The sequence below is a fragment of the Microtetraspora malaysiensis genome (assembly GCF_001528665.1).
Classification (GTDB): Bacteria; Actinomycetota; Actinomycetes; order Streptosporangiales; family Streptosporangiaceae; genus Microtetraspora_A; species Microtetraspora_A malaysiensis.
The window spans coordinates 80,717-98,236 of record NZ_BBYJ01000012.1 but is presented as its reverse complement, the minus strand read 5'-3'; the positions used below and the strand labels follow the sequence as shown (position 1 = coordinate 98,236).

21 protein-coding genes are annotated in these 17,520 nt (G+C 71.1%); 12 read left to right on the top strand and 9 right to left on the bottom strand.

Annotation, left to right across the window (positions count from 1 at the left end; all coding sequences use genetic code 11):
- The first annotated feature begins 13 nt into the window (after nucleotides 1–13).
- The gene (locus tag AWQ71_RS16770) at nucleotides 14–1,777 is read left to right on the top strand and encodes an acetyl/propionyl/methylcrotonyl-CoA carboxylase subunit alpha (RefSeq protein ID WP_067134415.1); all 1,764 of its coding nucleotides are present in this window, start codon (nucleotides 14–16) and stop codon (nucleotides 1,775–1,777) included.
- A 127-nt stretch (nucleotides 1,778–1,904) separates the two neighbouring features.
- On the opposite strand, the gene AWQ71_RS16765 is transcribed toward AWQ71_RS16770, so the two are convergent.
- Nucleotides 1,905–3,128, bottom strand: coding sequence for an MFS transporter (locus tag AWQ71_RS16765; protein WP_067134110.1), 1,224 nt, complete (start codon nucleotides 3,126–3,128; stop codon nucleotides 1,905–1,907).
- An 86-nt stretch (nucleotides 3,129–3,214) separates the two neighbouring features.
- Here AWQ71_RS16765 and AWQ71_RS16760 point away from each other — a divergent pair, with 86 nt between their 5' ends.
- From AWQ71_RS16760 to AWQ71_RS16750, 4 genes are all read left to right on the top strand, one after another.
- Nucleotides 3,215–4,159: a GlxA family transcriptional regulator gene (locus AWQ71_RS16760; protein WP_067134107.1), complete on the top strand. Its 945-nt coding sequence runs from the start codon at nucleotides 3,215–3,217 to the stop codon at nucleotides 4,157–4,159.
- Between the two features lie 202 nt (nucleotides 4,160–4,361).
- Nucleotides 4,362–4,706: an ArsR/SmtB family transcription factor gene (locus AWQ71_RS16755; protein WP_067134414.1), complete on the top strand. Its 345-nt coding sequence runs from the start codon at nucleotides 4,362–4,364 to the stop codon at nucleotides 4,704–4,706.
- Nucleotides 4,707–4,932: 226 nt separating this feature from the next.
- Nucleotides 4,933–5,100: a DUF3073 domain-containing protein gene (locus tag AWQ71_RS40255; protein WP_084258959.1), complete on the top strand. Its 168-nt coding sequence runs from the start codon at nucleotides 4,933–4,935 to the stop codon at nucleotides 5,098–5,100.
- 57 nt (nucleotides 5,101–5,157) lie between these two features.
- Nucleotides 5,158–5,673 carry a hypothetical protein gene (locus AWQ71_RS16750; RefSeq protein ID WP_067134104.1) on the top strand — a complete coding sequence of 172 codons (516 nt, stop codon included), beginning with the start codon at nucleotides 5,158–5,160 and terminating at the stop codon, nucleotides 5,671–5,673.
- Nucleotides 5,674–5,898: 225 nt separating this feature from the next.
- Here the strand turns inward: AWQ71_RS16750 and AWQ71_RS16745 are convergent, their stop codons facing one another.
- On the bottom strand, nucleotides 5,899–6,627 hold the full coding sequence (locus tag AWQ71_RS16745) for a DUF8817 family protein (RefSeq protein ID WP_067134101.1): 729 nt from the start codon (nucleotides 6,625–6,627) through the stop codon (nucleotides 5,899–5,901).
- 330 nt (nucleotides 6,628–6,957) lie between these two features.
- Here AWQ71_RS16745 and AWQ71_RS16740 point away from each other — a divergent pair, with 330 nt between their 5' ends.
- Nucleotides 6,958–8,145: a hypothetical protein gene (locus AWQ71_RS16740; RefSeq protein WP_245658330.1), complete on the top strand. Its 1,188-nt coding sequence runs from the start codon at nucleotides 6,958–6,960 to the stop codon at nucleotides 8,143–8,145.
- Between the two features lie 36 nt (nucleotides 8,146–8,181).
- Here the strand turns inward: AWQ71_RS16740 and AWQ71_RS16735 are convergent, their stop codons facing one another.
- A complete protein-coding gene (locus AWQ71_RS16735) occupies nucleotides 8,182–8,763 on the bottom strand; it encodes an Rv1733c family protein (protein WP_157570393.1) in 582 nt (193 codons plus the stop codon).
- Between the two features lie 290 nt (nucleotides 8,764–9,053).
- Between AWQ71_RS16735 and AWQ71_RS16730 the strand changes: the two genes are divergently transcribed.
- On the top strand, nucleotides 9,054–9,506 hold the full coding sequence (locus AWQ71_RS16730) for an Hsp20/alpha crystallin family protein (protein ID WP_067134091.1): 453 nt from the start codon (nucleotides 9,054–9,056) through the stop codon (nucleotides 9,504–9,506).
- A 144-nt stretch (nucleotides 9,507–9,650) separates the two neighbouring features.
- On the opposite strand, the gene AWQ71_RS16725 is transcribed toward AWQ71_RS16730, so the two are convergent.
- From AWQ71_RS16725 to AWQ71_RS41670, 3 genes are all read right to left on the bottom strand, one after another.
- Nucleotides 9,651–10,352, bottom strand: coding sequence for a CBS domain-containing protein (locus AWQ71_RS16725; protein ID WP_067134088.1), 702 nt, complete (start codon nucleotides 10,350–10,352; stop codon nucleotides 9,651–9,653).
- A 179-nt stretch (nucleotides 10,353–10,531) separates the two neighbouring features.
- Nucleotides 10,532–11,530 carry a zinc-binding alcohol dehydrogenase family protein gene (locus tag AWQ71_RS16720; protein ID WP_067134412.1) on the bottom strand — a complete coding sequence of 333 codons (999 nt, stop codon included), beginning with the start codon at nucleotides 11,528–11,530 and terminating at the stop codon, nucleotides 10,532–10,534.
- A gap of 17 nt (nucleotides 11,531–11,547) precedes the next feature.
- Nucleotides 11,548–11,703 carry a hypothetical protein gene (locus AWQ71_RS41670; RefSeq protein ID WP_157570392.1) on the bottom strand — a complete coding sequence of 52 codons (156 nt, stop codon included), beginning with the start codon at nucleotides 11,701–11,703 and terminating at the stop codon, nucleotides 11,548–11,550.
- Nucleotides 11,704–11,835: 132 nt separating this feature from the next.
- Here AWQ71_RS41670 and AWQ71_RS16715 point away from each other — a divergent pair, with 132 nt between their 5' ends.
- Nucleotides 11,836–12,687, top strand: coding sequence for a universal stress protein (locus AWQ71_RS16715; protein ID WP_067134085.1), 852 nt, complete (start codon nucleotides 11,836–11,838; stop codon nucleotides 12,685–12,687).
- Nucleotides 12,688–12,761: 74 nt separating this feature from the next.
- Here the strand turns inward: AWQ71_RS16715 and AWQ71_RS16710 are convergent, their stop codons facing one another.
- Both AWQ71_RS16710 and AWQ71_RS16705 read right to left on the bottom strand, forming a co-directional pair.
- Nucleotides 12,762–13,028 carry a DUF1876 domain-containing protein gene (locus tag AWQ71_RS16710; protein ID WP_067134083.1) on the bottom strand — a complete coding sequence of 89 codons (267 nt, stop codon included), beginning with the start codon at nucleotides 13,026–13,028 and terminating at the stop codon, nucleotides 12,762–12,764.
- Nucleotides 13,029–13,132: 104 nt separating this feature from the next.
- The gene (locus tag AWQ71_RS16705; RefSeq protein WP_067134079.1) at nucleotides 13,133–13,801 is read right to left on the bottom strand and encodes a helix-turn-helix domain-containing protein; all 669 of its coding nucleotides are present in this window, start codon (nucleotides 13,799–13,801) and stop codon (nucleotides 13,133–13,135) included.
- Between the two features lie 223 nt (nucleotides 13,802–14,024).
- Here AWQ71_RS16705 and AWQ71_RS16700 point away from each other — a divergent pair, with 223 nt between their 5' ends.
- Nucleotides 14,025–14,687 (top strand): CBS domain-containing protein, encoded by a 663-nt coding sequence (locus tag AWQ71_RS16700; RefSeq protein ID WP_067134075.1) that lies wholly within the window; start codon nucleotides 14,025–14,027, stop codon nucleotides 14,685–14,687.
- A 32-nt stretch (nucleotides 14,688–14,719) separates the two neighbouring features.
- On the opposite strand, the gene AWQ71_RS16695 is transcribed toward AWQ71_RS16700, so the two are convergent.
- Nucleotides 14,720–15,361, bottom strand: coding sequence for a response regulator (locus tag AWQ71_RS16695; protein ID WP_067134072.1), 642 nt, complete (start codon nucleotides 15,359–15,361; stop codon nucleotides 14,720–14,722).
- 171 nt (nucleotides 15,362–15,532) lie between these two features.
- On the opposite strand from AWQ71_RS16695, the gene AWQ71_RS16690 reads away from it, so the two are divergent.
- From AWQ71_RS16690 to AWQ71_RS16680, 3 genes are all read left to right on the top strand, one after another.
- Entirely contained in the window at nucleotides 15,533–16,423 is an 891-nt protein-coding gene (locus AWQ71_RS16690) for a universal stress protein (protein WP_067134069.1), read from the top strand.
- The gene (locus AWQ71_RS16685) at nucleotides 16,420–16,914 is read left to right on the top strand and encodes a CBS domain-containing protein (protein WP_067134067.1); all 495 of its coding nucleotides are present in this window, start codon (nucleotides 16,420–16,422) and stop codon (nucleotides 16,912–16,914) included. Before AWQ71_RS16690 ends, AWQ71_RS16685 begins: the two co-directional genes overlap by 4 nt.
- A 114-nt stretch (nucleotides 16,915–17,028) precedes the next feature.
- On the top strand, nucleotides 17,029–17,514 hold the full coding sequence (locus AWQ71_RS16680) for a flavodoxin domain-containing protein (protein ID WP_067134410.1): 486 nt from the start codon (nucleotides 17,029–17,031) through the stop codon (nucleotides 17,512–17,514).
- Nucleotides 17,515–17,520: the final 6 nt, after the last annotated feature.

The window sequence follows — 17,520 nt, the reverse complement described above, 5'->3', positions numbered from 1 at the left end:
CAACTCTCCCGTCCTGCGCAAGGTGCTCGTCGCCAACCGCGGTGAGATCGCCGTGCGCGTCGTCCGCGCCTGCAAGGACGCCGGAATCGGCAGCGTGGCGGTCTACGCCGACCAGGACCGCGACGCCCTGTTCGTGCGGATGGCGGACGAGGCGTACGCGCTCGGCGGGGCCAGTCCGGCGGAGACCTACCTCGACATCGAGAAGATCCTCGACGTGGCCCGCCGTACCGGCGCCGACGGCGTCCACCCCGGGTACGGCTTCCTCGCCGAGAACTCCGCCTTCGCCCAGGCCGTCATCGACGCCGGCCTCGTCTGGATCGGCCCCCCGCCCTCCGCGATCGACGCCCTCGGCGACAAGGTGCAGGCCCGGCACATCGCGCAGAAGGTGGGCGCGCCACTGGTCGCCGGCACCAGCGACCCCGTGTCCGGCGCCGACGAGGTCGTCGCGTTCGCCCGCGAGCACGGCCTGCCCATCGCCATCAAGGCCGCGTACGGCGGGGGCGGGCGCGGGCTGAAGGTCGCCCGCACCCTGGAGGAGATCCCCGAGCTCTACGAGTCGGCCGTCCGCGAGGCCGTCACCGCGTTCGGGCGCGGCGAGTGCTTCGTCGAGCGGTACCTGGACCGTCCCCGCCACGTTGAGACCCAGTGCCTGGCCGACCGGCACGGCAACGTCGTCGTGGTCAGCACCCGCGACTGCTCGTTGCAGCGCCGCCACCAGAAGCTCGTCGAGGAGGCCCCGGCCCCCTTCCTCTCGCGCAAGCAGATCGCCACGCTGTACGAGTCGTCCAAGGCGATCCTCCGCGAGGCCGGCTACGTCGGCGCCGGGACCTGCGAGTTCCTCGTCGGCCAGGACGGCACGATCTCCTTCCTGGAGGTCAACACGCGGCTCCAGGTCGAGCACCCGGTCAGCGAGGAGGTCACCGGCATCGACCTGGTCCGGGAGATGTTCCGGATCGCCTGCGGCGAGGAGATCGGCTACAAGGACCCCAAGGTCCGCGGGCACTCGATCGAGTTCCGGATCAACGCCGAGGACGCGGGCCGCGGCTTCCTGCCTGCGCCCGGCACGATCACCCGCTGGCAGGCCCCCTCCGGCCCCGGAGTGCGGCTCGACGCCGGGTACGACCAGGGCGAGACGGTCCCCGGCTCCTTCGACTCGCTGGTCGCGAAGCTCATCGTCACCGGCCGCGACCGCACCCAGGCGCTGGAGCGCTCACGCCGCGCGCTGGCCGAGTTCGTCGTCGAGGGCATGCCGACCGTGCTGCCCTTCCACCGCGTGGTGGTCGACGATCCCGCGTTCATCGGCAACGGCAAGAGGTTCGGCGTCCACACCCGCTGGATCGAGACCGAGTTCGACAACACGATCGCCCCGTACGCCGGGGACACGGCGACCGCCGAGCCCGGCGCCGTCGAGCGCATCACGGTTGAGGTCGGCGGCAAGCGCCTGGAGGTCGTCCTGCCCGCCGGGCTCGGAGCGACCGGGGCGGCCGCGTCGGCCCGGCCGAACGGCGGCCGGCCGAAGCGCGCCGGCGGCTCCCGCAAGGCCGGCGGCGCCGCGGCGAGCGGCGACGCGCTGACCTCGCCCATGCAGGGCACGATCGTCAAGGTCGCGGTCGAGGACGGCGCCGTCGTCACCGAGGGCGACGTGATCGTGGTGCTTGAGGCGATGAAGATGGAGCAGCCGCTGACCGCGCACAAGGCGGGCACCGTGACCGGGCTCTCCGCCCAGGTCGGGGCGGGTGTCACCGCCGGGTCCACGATCTGCGAGATCAAGGACTAGCGCCGAAGCCGGGTTGCGCGTCCCCGGCGTGCCGGACGACTGGTTGTCGTCCGGCACGACGGGGGAGCGCCGGGGGAGCTATGGCCCCGGTGCCTGCGCGTCCACCCGTTCGCCCGGTGGCCGGGGATCAGGCCCGGCGGAGGCGGCGGACCGGAGACGTCAGCAGCAGGGCCGCGCAGACCGCGAAGCTGACGCAGGAGGAGACGAACAGCAGGCCCCGAGGGCTGACGATCTCCGAGACCGGTCCCACCAGTGCCTGCCCGACGGCCATTCCGGACACCGATCCGGCGATCTCGTAGGCGGTGACCCGGTTGAGGACGTCGGGGGCGACCTGGGTCTGGACGCTCGTCGACCACATCACCGACCAGAACGCCAGGGACATCCCGCCCAGCAGGTGGCCCGCCATCAGCAGCGGCAGCGGCAGTTCCAGCGCCACCGTCAGCGGGATGAACCCGAACCCGAAGATGGCCGCGCCACCGGCGGCGAGCGGTCGTGACGGGCGGAGCCTGATCGCGATCAGCCCGCCGAGAACGGTGCCGGAGCCGAGGCCGGCCATCACCCAGCCGTAGGCGGCGTCGCCGAGGCGGTCGCCGATCAGGCGCGAGGCCAACGGGATGTAGGGGCCGAAGACCAGGATGCCGAAGAACACCCAGATGAGGATCACCGACCACATCCAGTTGCGGGAGCGGAACTCCAGCCAGCCGCGGCGCAGGTCCACCATGACCGTCGAGCGCTCCTTGGCCCCGGCGGCCGGAGCCAGCCGGATGAAGGCCAGGCACAGGCCGCTGAGCAGGAAGGTTCCCGCATCGACCGTGTAGACGGCGCCCGCGCCGGTCAGCGTCATCAGCAGGCCCGCGAGGACGGGCCCGCCGAGCTGGGTGGCCGCATCGGCGATCTTCAAGGTGCCGTTGGCGCGCTGCGGGTCCTTGGCGACAAGGGGGACCATGCCGTTGACGCCGGGCTGGAACATCGCGCTTGCCGTACCGGACAGGAACGAGGCGGACAGCAGCAGCCAGAGCGGCGGGGTGCCGGTGAAGAAGGCGACGGCCACCGCGGTCTGGGTGAAGATCCGGATGATGTCCGCGCTGACCATCATGGTCCGGGCGCCCAACCGGTCGGCGAACACTCCGCCGAACGGGATGAAAAGCACAAACGGGGCGGTACAGATGGCCAGCACGTAGCCGACGCCGGACACCCCGTATATCGCTCCGACGGCCAGCACGGCCGCGACGGGCATCATCGCGTCACCGAGCAACGACACCGCTCTGGCGCCGAAATATAAGACGAAGTCCCTGGTCCAGAGCCTGGCCGGGGCGGCGAGGGACTGTTCGCAGTCGTAAAGCGCGGTCATTTCCTGAACTCCATGACCACCTACTGTGGACATCCCACAGGCCCGGCACAGGTGTCCACAATGACATCATTAGGTACATTTATGCCATGCTCATGAAGCGCCGCGTGGTCGCCCTGCTCAGCCCGCTCCAGGAGCTGTATCCGGTGACCAGCGCCTCCGCGGTCTTCGGCTACCACGGCCCGGACATCCCCGAGCATTACGACTTCACCCTCTGCGCCGAACGCCCGGGGCCGGTCCGGACGACCATGGGCGTCGACATCATCGTCGAGCGCGGGCTGGAGGCACTCGCCGAGGCCGACACTCTTCTCATCGCGGGCTGGTGCTCAACGGTGGAGGTCTCCTCCGATCTCGGCGCCGCGATCCTCGCGGCCCACGCCCGCGGTATGCGGATCATGGCCATCTGCTCGGGGATCTACATCCCGGCGAGCCTCGGCCTCCTGGACGGCCGCGCCGCCGCCACCCACTGGGAACAGGCCGCCGAGATCGCCGCACGCTTCCCCCGCGTCCGGCCCGACGCGTCCGTGCTCTACGTGGATCACGGCGACGTGGCGACGGCCGGTGCCACCGCCACGACCATCGACCTCTGTCTGAACCAGGTCCGGCGCGAGTACGGCGCCGCCCTGGCGATGCGCATCGGCCGCCAGTTGTCGGCCGCCCCGCACCGGGAGGGCTGCCAGCGCCAGTACCCCGAACTGCCGACCACCGGCCCGGTGCCCGATTCGCTCGCCCCGCTGCTGGACTGGATCACCGCCAACCTGGACCGGCCGCTGACGATCGAGGACATGGCGGCCCGTTCCGGCCTGTCCTGTCGTACCTTCAGCCGTCACTTCACCAGCCAGCTCGGCATCTCCCCCGGCCGCTGGCTGCTCGACCGTCGCATAGCCGGTGCCCGCGCCCTCCTGGAGGAGACCGACCTGTCCGTCGAGACCATCGCCCAGCGCGTCGGCCTGTCCTCGGCGGTGAACCTGCGCCGCCGCTTCCACAACGCGCTGAACACCACGCCCGCCGCCTACCGGCGCTCCTTCCGTTGAAGCGGCCGTCCCCGGCGCGGACGCGGGCGCGTCATGGACTTGAAGAAGTTTTCAATTGGCTATCATGGCGTGTGACGAATTCTCGTTGTCAGCCGGTTCCGCACCAAGGAACGGAGACGTGCATGTGTGACGTCGCCGGGCCGCGCGCACCTCGACGAGCAGCTCCTCCGCCGGGGGCGGATGGCCGCAGGGGGAGGTGCTGATGCCCGTTCCCCTCTACCAGGCGAAGGCGGACTTCTTCCGCACGCTCGGCCATCCCGTACGGGTCCGGGTCCTGGAACTTCTCCAGCACGGGCCCCTCCCGGTGCGCGATCTGCTCGCCGGGATCGAGGTGGAGGCGTCCAACCTTTCGCAGCAGCTCGCCGTGCTGCGGCGGGCGGGTATCGTGACCTCGACGCGCGAGGGATCCACCGTCGTATACGCGCTGAGCAGCAACGACGTGGCCGATCTGCTGCGAGCGGCGAGACGCATCCTGACTGACATGATCGCCGGACAGGGCGAGCTGCTGGCGGAGTTGCGAGAGGCGGAGCATACCCGGCCCGGGTGATCGGGCCCCGCACGTCGTACGGAAGGCGCGGCGCACCCGCCGAGGGACCTCGGGGCCGCCGGTGCGCCGCGTCGCGACCCCCAGCGGACCCGCCCGGTCCCACGGGTGCGAGCCGTACGCCGTGGACAAACCTATGCCCAACACCTAGACGGTGTGGGAAATTGCATAATTCTTCAAATGATAGAGAATAGGGCGAAGCACGGCCTGTGTGACGGGAGGACGATCAATGGGGCGGGGTCGGGCCAAGGCGAAGCAGACGAAGGTCGCTCGCGAGCTCAAGTACGCCAACCACAACATGGATCTCGAGAGGCTGCGCCAGGACCTCGGCGTGGTCGACGAGCCCATGCGTGATGACGAGACCGATGCTCCCAGTGATGGTGCAGGTCAGGCGTAGGCGCGGAGAAGGACCGGTCCCTCGCGGGGACCGGTCCTTCCGCTTCCTGGTGCCTTCATGACGTTCTCCCCGCCGCGGGCCACCGCCCCCGGCGTGCCGGGCAAGGTCCGGTCCAGGCTTCGGAACCTGGCCCTGCTCGAAGCGGCCAACATCCCCTTTCAGGCGTGGGTCTGGTTCGGGGTGGCCGGCCTGCCCGTCACGGCGGCGAACGCCGTGGGATTCGTGCTGGCCGCGCTCCTCCTCGTCCAGGGGTCGCTGTACTGGAGCGCCAAGCTCCGCCAGTTGCGAAGGCCGGGCCCTCTTCCGGGAGTCCGCGGCTTTCTGATCGCGAGAGTGGCCGATGTGCCCCTCCTGGTGGCCGGAGTGGCGTTCACCGCGTACGCCGCGGCCGCTGGCCCCGGGCGCGCTTCCTGGCCCGGCGTGGCGTTCGCTCTCCTCGCGGTGCTCGAATACGTCAACTACTTCCATGTTCAGCTCATGCACGACACCGAGGCCGATCTCCGCAGGTTGGTGGCCGCCGGGTTGCGCCCGTCGCACTTGGCGCGGGATCTCGCCCGCGCCCGGCGGGGGTGACGACCGCCGGGTCCGGCCTCGGCGACCCACGACGGCAGCCCGCCGGGAGTTTTCCGGCCGACCGGGTTTCTTGTGGTGAAAGCTCTTCCAGTGGGGCCTTCGCGCTGACAAATAACATGAAGGTGGGTTTGGGTGGCGGCTTTTCGCGCAACCCGCCTGGCATATTTCTGGCGCAGCCATCGCATCACTGGTGAGTGGCCGGTGGCGAAGTGGCGTCTGCCCTTTTTAGGGAAGCCACTCCTGGAGCCCGGCGAGATGCCCGAGTTCCGACTCGACGCGCTGCCTGTCGCCGGAGGTGAGCTCCAGACCGCGCAAATCGGCGGCCCATGGATCGGTGGGCTCGCCGAGGACCGTGGCCAGATCGATGAGGTGGCACAGGGCGATGGCCCGCTCGACCACCGGGGCGTCCGCGCCGTGCCTGCGCACCGCCGACTTGAGCGCGCGGAAAGCCTGCAGGTCATCATTCTTGAACTCGCGCAGAATCCGGGCGTTGTCGAGCGCCTTGGCCAGGCCGGTCAGCTTCTTCGAGCCGCCATACTCCAGTTCGGCCGGCTCGTCGCGCTGGATGAACATGATCGAGTTCCCGGACGGATCGATCAGCGTGAACCGGGACGCACCTGGCCGGTAGCGGGTGATCCGCGGCAGGCCGGAACTCAGCACCTTGCCGTGAACCCGGCGCATCGCCGCGACGAACGCCGCGTGATACGGCGCCACGGCGTCGACCAGGACCAGGCAGCCTCCGGACTGCTCCCGGGCCGGATCCAGCCCTTCGGGCGCCGGGCCGAAGTGCAGGTGGAATCCGCTCCATCGCAGCGCCAGATAGACATAGGGCTTGCTCTGCTTGTAGGTCGCCTCGAACCCCAGCGCCTCATAGAAGGCCAAGGTCTCTTCCACCGACGCGCACGGCATCAACGGCACCGTCGTCTCGTTCGGCCGAACCGCGATCTCACTCACGTCATTCCACCTTCCAGGTCGTCCGGCGATGCTCGCACCCCGGAGCGAACCTCGCATATGGATCGTTCCACTCCGATTAGGACGCGGGTTGGTGTAAGCGGGCATCCGTGACGTCGGTTCGAACTGCAGGCGGGTAAATCCGGCTCAGGGTGAACTTCCGTTTCGCCTAACAAGATGGCGACATTCTGGAATGATCGCGGGGCATACCTCGCGTTCTTCCAGACTGATGGACAGTGACTGATGCCCCCCATGGAGAAAATCACCGCCTTTATGGCGGATCATCCAGTCGGTACCGCTGTTATCTGCGTATTCGCCCTGATTATTCTGATTTTGGGGTATTTTGCGCTCCGGGCCGCTTGCCGGACAATCATCACCCTTTATCGGCGTTTCGCCGCGCCGCGTCCCCCGGAGGACATCCTCACGATCGTCGCCGCGACCATCGCCACCGGCGTTTCCGCCCAGGGCATGTGGCGCTTCTCGGGCGACGTCCTGGGCTTCGACGGCCCCCTTCGTCTTCTGCTCTTCGCGTTCATCGAAGTCGCCGTGATCACCAGCGCCGTACGGGCCCGCCGGAACATGCGGGAGAACTACTCGGCCGGCATCGACGGAATCGCCGTATGGGTGTTCACCTCCCTGTCGGCGGTGCTGTCCAGCATGGACGCCCGCAGCCTGCCCGAGGCCCTGTTCCGGCTGGCCGCCCCGCTCGTCGCGGCCTGGCTCTGGGAGCGCGGCATGGCGATCGAACGGCACCGCATCACCGGACGGGCCCGCATCAACTGGCGGGTCACCCCTGAGCGGGTCATGGTCCGCATCGGGCTCGCCGAGGCGGGCGACCGCACGGCCGGCGAGGTGGACGCGCACCGCCGGCTCACCCGCGTGGCGCTGGCCGCCAAGCGGGCCCGCGCGCTGCGCGCGGCCGGAGCGTCCGACCGGAAGATGCGCGCCGCGCTCCGGAAGCTCGACCGGGCGATGGACCAGGCGGTGGAGCACACGGGACTGGCCGTGGACTCCGAGCGGCAGGAGGCGCTGCTGTCCCAGATCGGGGCGCTCTACAACACGTCCGCCCTGATCGACCTGAGCCCGCCCGTCCCGTGGGCGCCCGAAGAGGAGGAAAAGCAGGCGGAGCAGGCCGCACGTCCCGTGCACGCCGTGCTCCTCGCCGCGGGCGCGCCGCTCCTCGACGACGAGGACGACGAGGAGGGGGGACGTGAGGCGGTAGAGCCGGCCCCTCCGGTCGACACGGCCCAGCGCGCCGCGCTGATGCGCGCGGCCCGCCAGTACTGGGACAGGGAGATCGAACGCCGCTTCGTGCCCCGCGCCGCCGACATCGCGCACGAGATCGGCATCCCGCTGGTGACCGCCCGCGAATATCGCGCGCTGTGGAAGCTGGAGCCCAAGGCCCACGCGCTGCTGGAGGCCGCGTACAACGAGCACGGGATCATCGACACCGGGACGTTCCCGGCGATCACCACGCCGGAGAGCGTCGTGACGGTGAACGGTTCCGCGGCGAGCCGTTGAGCCGGGGAACGGCGACGCCGTGGCGGGCGTAGGCGATCAGTAGCGGCGGGCCCAGCGCGGCTCGACGCTCGTCCAGGCCTCCTCCCAGCCCTTCCGGTTGAGGCGCCGCATGGTGCGGCGGAGGAGGCCGACGAACATCGCCAGCACCGCGACGAGCCCGGAGAGTGCCGCGAGGGCGACGATCACGGTCGCCATGATGATCTCCAGAGCGCCGGCGGGCTCCCGGGACGGCTCGTTGTGCGCGTCGACCCAGATGTTCACCTTCGTGCCGACGGTGGCGGCGCCCCTGACCGGGATCACCGCTTCGTGGAGCTTGTTGTCGGACGTCTGCCAGCGGGCGCCGGCCCGGAACTCGGCCGTGCCGCCCAGCCGCGACCCCTGAGCGGGGGAGGGCTGCTCGTACAGCGTCGCCGTCACCTGGTGCTTGCCCGCGTTCTCCGTCTGCGCGGTCACGTACGCCGTGCGGGCGGCGAGGTACGTCCCCGCAGGAATGATCGCGGTGAAGAGGATGAGCAGCGTGATGAGGATCGTCGATTCCACATGATCGGCCGCGCGGCGCAGGGGATTGTGATCCAGGCCGAGGAACCGGGCCAGTCTCGCTGATATCGGCGTATTCATCCCATACCTCCACACGTACCCGACCGTAGGGAACCGGCCGAGGCCCGGCACAGTGCTGATCGACCCGGCTCTGGAGGGACCTTCGTCCGTACCCGCCCGGCGCCGTGCCCCGGCTCACGCCGGGTACGGACGCGTCCGGCGCGGGCCGAGGCGCTTCCGGCAGGCCCGGGGGCGGATCAAGGGGAGAGTCGCGGCGATGGTCCTCGCGGTCCGGGACCTCAGACCCTGACACCACCCCTTACTCATGGTGATGTCATGGAGGGGAAGGCTCGCTGTGAAGGGAGTCGGAGATGGGTGCCATCGCACGCAGGGAGTCCGGATGGCCTTTCCCGGACCTGCTGGAATGGCTGGAATCGCCGCTGATGGGGCTGCGCTCGTCCGCCGAGCTGATCCGAATCGAGGACTACGTGGAAGGCGACCGGTACATCGTACGGGCCGAGCTTCCGGGCATCGACCCGTCGAGGGACGTCGACATCACCCTGACGAACGGGGTGCTCGAGATACGCGCGGAGAAGAGTGAGGAGATGAGGGAGCGCCGCCGCACCGAGTTCCACTACGGGTCGCTCTACCGCTCCATCACGCTCCCGCCGGATGTGCGGGAGGACGACGTCCAGGCCACGTACAAGGACGGCGTCCTCGAGGTGAGCGTCGGCCTGGAGACGGAGAAGAAGGCCGAGGGGCGGCGGATCCCGATCCAGCGGACGGCGGGCGAGGAACGCCCGCAGATCGGGGAGGCGACCTGATTCCGAGACGGACGGGGCGGGGGCGGGCGGGCTCCCGCCCTTTCCCATGTCACGGGAGCGGCCGCATGTCACGGGAACGGCGCCTTCCACGCGCCTCGGCCGTGAGCCGCGTACACGCCGGGGAGTCGCGCCGGGGAGTCGCGGTCAGCCGCGGCTCCACCGCGAGGTGTCGTCCACTTCCCACGCCAACTTGTCGACGACGTCGATCACGCCGTGGACCCGGCGGGCCATGGCGACCACGATCGCGGCGTCGCTGCGCCGGGTCGTCCACCCGGTCAGCGTGACGACCCCCTGACACACGTCCACCTCCATCCGCGAGCTCTCCGCCCACAGCGAGTGCCCGACGACGTCATCGCGCACCTCCTCGGCGAGGTCGGCGTCGGTGCGTACGAACACCCGGAGCATGTCCTGGCGGCTGACGATGCCGATGAGGACGCCGTCGGCGTCCACGACGGGCAGCCTCTTCACCCCGTGCTGGTCCATCAACCGGATCGCCGTGACGACGGAGGCGCCGGGCGGGACGGTCACCGCCGGGGACGTCATCAGCTCGGCGGCGGTCTCGCCGTGGGCGGTGTCCCTGATGCTGTGGTTCTTCTCGGTGAGGCGGTGCCGCAGGCGGGCGCGCAGCGGCGGCTGGTAGCCCTCCCCGTAGTACTGCTCCTTGAACTGCTCCTTGCGCAACAGGTCGGCCTCGGAGATGACCCCGATCACGTGGCCCTCGTCGTCCACCACCGGCACGGCGCTCACACTGTGCGCGATGAGCACTTCCGCGACGTCCTTGAAAGACGTGCCTCCGTCGACGGACACCACATGCGGGGCCATGACGTCCCTCACTTTGACGCGCATCACGTGCCTCCAAACACGGCCGGGAAACGATGGGAATGCCCGGGCACCATCCAAGTGGCGCCGGGCGACGCCGGGCAGAGGCCGGAAGTCCCGAAACGGAGGGCCCTTCGGACGTAGACCCATGCCCGCCCCCGGACGGGCCTCGGAGCGGAGGGGCGGCGGCACGCGGGTTCCCTCCTCTACGGCAGGAGCACGGCCGCGCCCTCGACGCGGTCGGCGGCGAGGTCGGCCAGGGCCCGGTCGGCGGCCGCGAAGGGGTAGGGCGTGGTCGCGACCCGGGGAGGGTGCAGCGCGGCGAGTTCGAGGAACGCCCGCCCGTCCGCGCGGGTGTTGGCCGTGACGCTGCGCAGGGTCCGCTCCTGGAACAGGTGGCGTTCGTAGTTGAGCACCGGGATGTCGGTCAGGTGGATCCCCGCCACGGCGAGCGTCCCGCCGCGGTCCAGGGCCGCGAGGGCGGGCGGCACGAGGTCGCCCACCGGCGCGAACAGGATGGCCGCGTCCAGCGGCTCGGGCGGTGGGTCCCATGCCCCGCCCGCCGACCGCGCGCCCAGCTCCAGGGCCAGTTCCCGCGCCTGCTGCGATCGCGTCATCACGTGTACGGCGGCGCCCTGGGCGATGGCGACCTGCGCCGTCAGGTGGGCCGAGGCGCCGAAGCCGTAGATCCCGAGCCGGCCCCCGGGCGGCAGGTCGGCGCGGAGCAGGGCCCGATAGCCGATGATCCCCGCGCACAGCAGCGGCGCGAGCGTCTCGGCGGCGTGATCGTCCGGCAGGAGGTACGCGAAGTCCGCCGGCACGGTGACGTACTCGGCGTAGCCGCCGTCGGCGTCCCAGCCGGTGTAGGTGGACTCCGGGCAGAGGTTCTCCGCTCCGCGCAGGCAGTAGCGGCAGCGTCCGCACGTCGAGCGCAGCCAGGCCACGCCCACCCTGGCGCCGAGCGGCGGGCTCTCCGCTCCGGGGCCGTGCGCGGTCACCCTGCCGACGACCTCGTGGCCGGGGACGGTCCGCGGCCGCCGTGGAGGCAGGTCACCCTCCGCCAGATGCAGGTCCGTACGGCAGACGGCGCAGGCCTCGACGCGTACGAGCAGCTCGCCGGGTCCGGGGGTGGGGACCGGGAGCCGTGCCCGTTCGAGGGGACGTGTGGCGATCGGGCCCGGACGGGCGACCACCCAGGCGTCCATGCCGGCGTCCATGCCGGTCAATCCTCTCGGCCCCGATCGCCGTGGCCGTCTCCGCCTCCGGCGACCCGGGCGACCGGGATGACCGTGATGCCGTCCTGGACGATCGGTTCGCCGAACACGCGTTTGACCACGGGTTTGTCCTGTGCTTGCTCGATCATCTGGATGATGTCCATCACGGCCCTTTCGCGGCGAATGTCCCTCTATTCATTCCCGCGTACGGCGACCACGAAAGACGGGAAACCGCACCTCCGGGCCCGGCCGGGTACACAGGGACCTGTGGGGTTTCGCGATGAAGGAGAGAAAAGATGATCATCGTTGGTGTCGACGGTTCCGGGGCGGGGCTGGAGGCCGCCGCCTGGGCGGCTCGTGAAGCGGCGTTGCGCGGTACTCCCTTGCGCGTGGTCCACGCGATGCCGAAGTGGGCGTCCGAGATGCCTCCCCACGGTCCGTACACGGACGTGGCGAGGTGGATGCGGGAAGGAGCCGACACCGTTGTCGCCGAGGCGTTGGACCGGATCGGGGAGCAGGAAGGAGATGTGGCCGTCGAGTCCGCCCTGCTGCCGGGGGATGCCCGGACCGCGTTGATCAAGGCGGCGGAGGAGGCGGAACTGCTCGTGGTCGGCAACCACGGGCTCGGCGGCTTCCGCGGGCTTCTGCTCGGCTCCGTGGCGCTCGGTGTGGCCGGAAGGGCGCCGTCCCCTGTCGTCGTGGTCCGCGCGCTCCCGGCGGAGGGCCGCCGCAGGATCGTGGTGGGCGTGGACGGGGCGCTGTCGAACGCCGGCGCCGTCGAGTTCGCGTTCGCCGAGGCCGCCCTCCATGACGCGGAACTGCACGCCGTCCACGCCTGGCGGGGGCTGGTCGCCGGCGGCTTCGAGGCCGCCGCGTCCGCGCAGGAGGAGGACGGCCTGCGCGCCATGCTGTCCGAGGCGTTGGCGGGCCCGGCGCGCCGCCACCCCGAGGTGAAGGTCACCGAGCACGTCGTCAACGGGCACCCGGTCGAGGTGCTGAAGGAGGCGTCGGCCGGGGCGGGGCTGCTCGTCGTCGGGTCCCGCGGGCGCGGCGACCTGGCCGGGCTGGTGCTCGGCTCCGTCAGCAACGCCCTCCTCCAGCACGCCGACTGCCCGGTGGCCGTGATCCCGCCGCCCCGGGAGCGGTGAGACGCGGGCGGGGGCGGGCCGGCTGTTCGCCGCCCCCGCCCCCGCCTCGGATTCCGTGGGCGACCCGAGAAGGCTCAGCTGGACCGGGCGGCCGCGGCGAACTGGGCCACGTCCTCGGCGCCGTCCTCGATCAGTTTGGCGGCCAGGTCGGACAGGGCGCGCCCTGCCGCCAGCTCGTCCCCGATCTGCGGCACCGGCCGGTCATGCGGGTTGCGCCGGGCGTGTGCCACGCTCTCGTGCCGGGTGCCGTCGCCCGCGTGTAGCACGGCCCGGGCTGTGGTCACCTGGTCGGTTTCGTCCTCGTCGATGAAGATCTCGACGTTCCACTCCTTGCGCTCCATAGTGAACACACCTCCCGATCTCAGCGTCCCCTCGGCCCATCGCGAACGGAAGGGGCTTTTGGCTTGGCATGTCGCTATTTGTAACTTTTGTGGAGAATTTACGGTCAAAAGCTGCTGATCCGGCGGCCGCTGATGGTGTGCGGCGCGATCCGGATGTACGTCTCGCGCGCGCCCCCGGCCCAGGGCTCCACCCCGGTGCCGGCCGCCTCCTCCAGCTCGTCCGCCGAGACGCGGTGCGCGGGCCCCTGGACGAGGACGCTCCACCCCTCGCGGTTGACCTCGTCGATGTGGTCGACCTCGAAGCCGATCGTCAGCTCGACGCCTTCCAGTCCGGTGCGCACCGCTTCCTCCATCGGTCCGCCGTACTGGGTGCGGAAGACGATCGCGCCCTTGTAGACCTTGAAATTCACCGGGAGGACCGTCGGCCCGCAGGGCCCGCTGAAGGCGACCCTGCCCACGCCGCCCGGCTCGATCAGGCGCATGCACTCCTCGGGATCGAGCGCGTGCAGGACCGGGTGCGCCGTGGCCGGTCCCTGGCCGGGCGGCCGGTCCATGTCGGCGCCGAGCAGATCGTCCGTGGTGGTCTCCAGCGCCGCCGCGAGCCGCAGCAGCGCCTCCTCGGTGATCGAGGCGGCGGCCTCCTCGACGTACTCCACGAAACCGGGAGCCATGCCCGCGCGCTCCGCCAGCTCCTCACGGCTGAGGCCCAGGCGCTTGCGGTGGTGGGCGATGCGGCGGCCAAGATCACCGGGCGAGACCGTTCGGCGGGACATCGGCTCCCCTTCCTTTGTCGGGGGTCATGACACCTTCAGAAGCGACGGTACGCCGTACCCGCCGCCGTCGTCGCGATACCCCTGCCCCGGCCGCTTATACCGCCCTGAGCGGGGCATTCTGGGACCTAAGCCCCGCGTGCGGAGGACGTACGCCGCTGCCCGGGGGCTCCGCCCCGGGCGGACCCTGGTCGGGAGCGAGGGAGCGGCAGCGAGGGAGGACGCCATGTCCGTCACGGTCAGAGACGTCATGGGACGTGTGGCCATCGCGGTCCAGGAGGACGCGGGCTTCGCCGACATCGCCGCCGCGATGGAGAGGTACAGGGTGGGCGCGGTTGCGGTGATCGACGCCGAGCGCCGGCCCGTCGGCGTCGTCTCGGAGGACGACCTGCTGCTCCGCGAGACCGGCGCGCCCGGAGGACCCGGCGCGCTCCTGGACCCGGGCAGGCGGCGGCGCGAGCACCGCAAGGCGCTCGGCGTCACCGCCGCCGAGATCATGAGCACGCCGCCGGTGACCGTGACCCCCGGAACCCCCGTACGGGTCGCCGCGCGACTGATGCACGAGAAGCGGATCAAGCAGCTCCCCGTGATCGACCCGGTCACCGGGCGCATCGTCGGGACCGTCCACCAGTCCGATCTGCTCCGGATCTTCAACCGCCCGGTGGAGGACATCCGCGCCGACATCGCCGAGGTGATCGGGCACCAGGCCGACCCGGAGTGCCTGGACGTCCTCATCGAGTGCGGCATGGTCACCATCCGGGGCAGGGTGCACAGGCGCTCGCAGATCGCCCACCTCGTCGAGGCGGTACGCGCGGTCGAGGGCGTGATCGGCGTGACGACCGAGATCACGTTCGCCAAGAACGACCTCGTGGTGCCGCCGCTCCACTGACCGGCGGCGACGCCGGGCGCCCCGGGCCCCCGTCACTCGCCGCGGTCGACCTTGAGCCGTGCGGCCAGGGCCGCCGCCTGCGTGCGGCGCTGCATGTTGAGCTTGCTCAGCAGGTTGGACACGTAGTTCTTGACGGTCTTCTCGGCCAGGTAGAGCCGCTCGCCGATCTGCCGGTTGGTCAGCCCCTCGCCGATCAGCTCCAGGATGTGCCGTTCCTGCTCCGACAGCGCCGCCAGCGGGTCACGCTTGTCGGCCTGCTCGCGCAGGCGCTGCAGCATGCTCGCCGTCGTCTGCGGGTCGAGCAGCGACTGCCCCGAGGCCACCGTCCGCACCGCGCCGACCAGGTCGGAGCCGTGGATCTGCTTGAGCACGTACCCGGAGGCCCCGGCCATCACGGCGTCGAACAGCGCCTCGTCGTCGGCGAAGGACGTCAACATGAGGCAGGCCAGCTCGGGCATCCGCGAGCGCACCTCCCGGCAGACGTCGACGCCGCTGCCGTCGGGCAGTCGTACGTCGAGGACGGCGACATCCGGCTTGAGCGCCGGGATGCGGGCGATCGCGGACTCGGCCGTTCCCGCCTCGCCGATGACCTCGATGTCGTCCTCGGCCTCGAGCAGGGCCGCCACACCGCGCCGCACGACCTCGTGATCGTCGAGGAGGAATACACGAATCATGTCATGCACGCTAGCGTCCGATCCGTCTGGATGGGTAGGCGGCCGGGACGAGGCCGGCTGTTCCCGTCGGGCGCGGGGCCGGAGGTCCCGCAATCATGGGACGTTCGGCCGCTGGGCGGGCGAGAGCCCAGTGGTGGAATGGAATTCACCGGCCCTAGAAGGAGACGCGCCATGATCGCACCCATCGTCGTCGGAGTAGACGGTTCCCCGCAGTCGACCGCGGCGGTGGACTGGGCCGCCGACGACGCGGCACGCCGGGGCGCGCCGCTGAAGATCGTGCACGTCCGTGAGCCGTGGTCGCACCGGTACCCCTTCCACGGCGTCGAGGGGTACGACCAGTCGCTCTCCGAGCACTGCGAGGGTGTGATCAACGCGGCCGCGCAGCGGGCGAGGGAACGGGTCCCGGGGCTCGCCGTCACCGCGGAACTGGCCTCCGGAACGGTCGTGGAGAAGATGAAGGCCGAGTCCCGGAAGGCCACGGCCATGGTGGTCGGCAGCCGGGGCATGGGCGGCTTCGCCGGGCTCGTGCTCGGCTCCGTCGGGTTGGGCCTGGCCGGTCACGCCGCCTGCCCCGTCGTGATCGTCCGCGGACCGGGCAAGGACGTACGCGGGCCGGACGAGGAGGCGGGGCGGGAGATCGTCGTCGGCTTCGACGGCTCCGAGCACTCCGAGGCCGCCATGCGGTACGCGTTCGAGGAGGCCGAGCTGCGCGGGGTCCCGGTGCGGGTCGTCCACGCCTGGCAGGTGCCCGCGTTCACCCCGTTCGGGGTCGGCTACACACGGGCGCTGGAAGAGGTCTTCGACCAGAGCGCGGACACGGCCCGCCGGCGGATCGCGCCGTGGCGCGACAAGCACCCCGGCGTGCAGGTGGAGCAGTCCTTCATCTGCGGGCACCCGATCGCGGTCCTGTCGGAGTTCTCGCGCCGGGCCGACCTGCTCGTGGTCGGGTCCCGGGGCCTCGGCGCGTTCGGTTCCGCCGTGCTGGGGTCGGTCGGCCACGGCGTCCTGCACCGGGCTCACTGCGCCGTCGCCGTGGTGGGCGGGGGAGAGGAGGAGCGATGAGCGTGGAGGACCTGACCGCGGAGCAGATCATGACCCGCGTGCTGGTCACGGTCACCGCGGAGGAGTCGCCGCTGATGGCGTGGGAGCTGATGCGCCGCGCCGACGTCCACCACCTGCCCGTCGTGGACGACGCCTGCCACGTCCTCGGTGTCCTGACCAGGGAGGACGTCGCCGCCACCTGGTGCGGCGGCGGGCCGGACGAACACTCGCGCCGCCAGGTGCGCAGCCTCCTCGGCCGGCGTCGCCTGCCGAAGGTGGGGCCGGGGCAGACACTGTCGCGGATCACCTGCGTCATGCTCGACGTCGGCTGCGACGCCGTACCCGTCGTGTCCGCGGCGGGCAGGTTGCTCGGCCTGATCACGGTCAGCGACGTGCTGAAGGCGGTGTCGGGCCGCGCCGCCCGCGACGAGGAGCAGGGCCGGACGCGGGAGCGCGGCGGCGAGGTGCGGACCGGGTTGTTCCACCTCAGCCCCGTCCTCCCGCCCGACTGACCGGTGCCGCGGCGTGCCGGCGCCGTCCGGGGACCAACGGCGCGCCCCGCACCGACCTTCGGCCCTGACCGTTCTCCGTGCGTGTCCGGAGACTGATCACCGGAGGTGATCTTGATGGCACGGGTACTGGTCGCGTACGGCTCCAAGATGGGGGCCACGGCCGAGATCGCGGAATGGATCGGCCAGGCGCTGCGCGAGGAGGGCCACCAGGCCGACGTCGTCGCGGCGGCGGACGCCCGCGACGTACGGGAACACGACGCGGTGATCCTCGGGGGCGCGCTCTACGCCCGGCGGTGGCACAAGGACGCCCGGAGGTTCGCGCTCCGTCACGCGGCGACCCTGCGGGCTCTGTCGGTGTGGCTGTTCAGCAGCGGCCCGCTGGACGGCTCGGCCGTGGAGGAGGACATCCCGCCGACGCCGAACGTCGCCCGCTGGTGCGTCCGGCTGGAGGCTCTCGGCCACGCCACGTTCGGAGGGCGGCTGGCGCCGGACGCCGCCGGCTTCCCCGCGTCCGCGATGGCCAGGACCATGGCCGGGGACTTCCGCGACCGTGGCCAGATCACGGCGTGGGCGAAGGCGGTCGGCCGCGAGCTGGGGTAGGAGCCC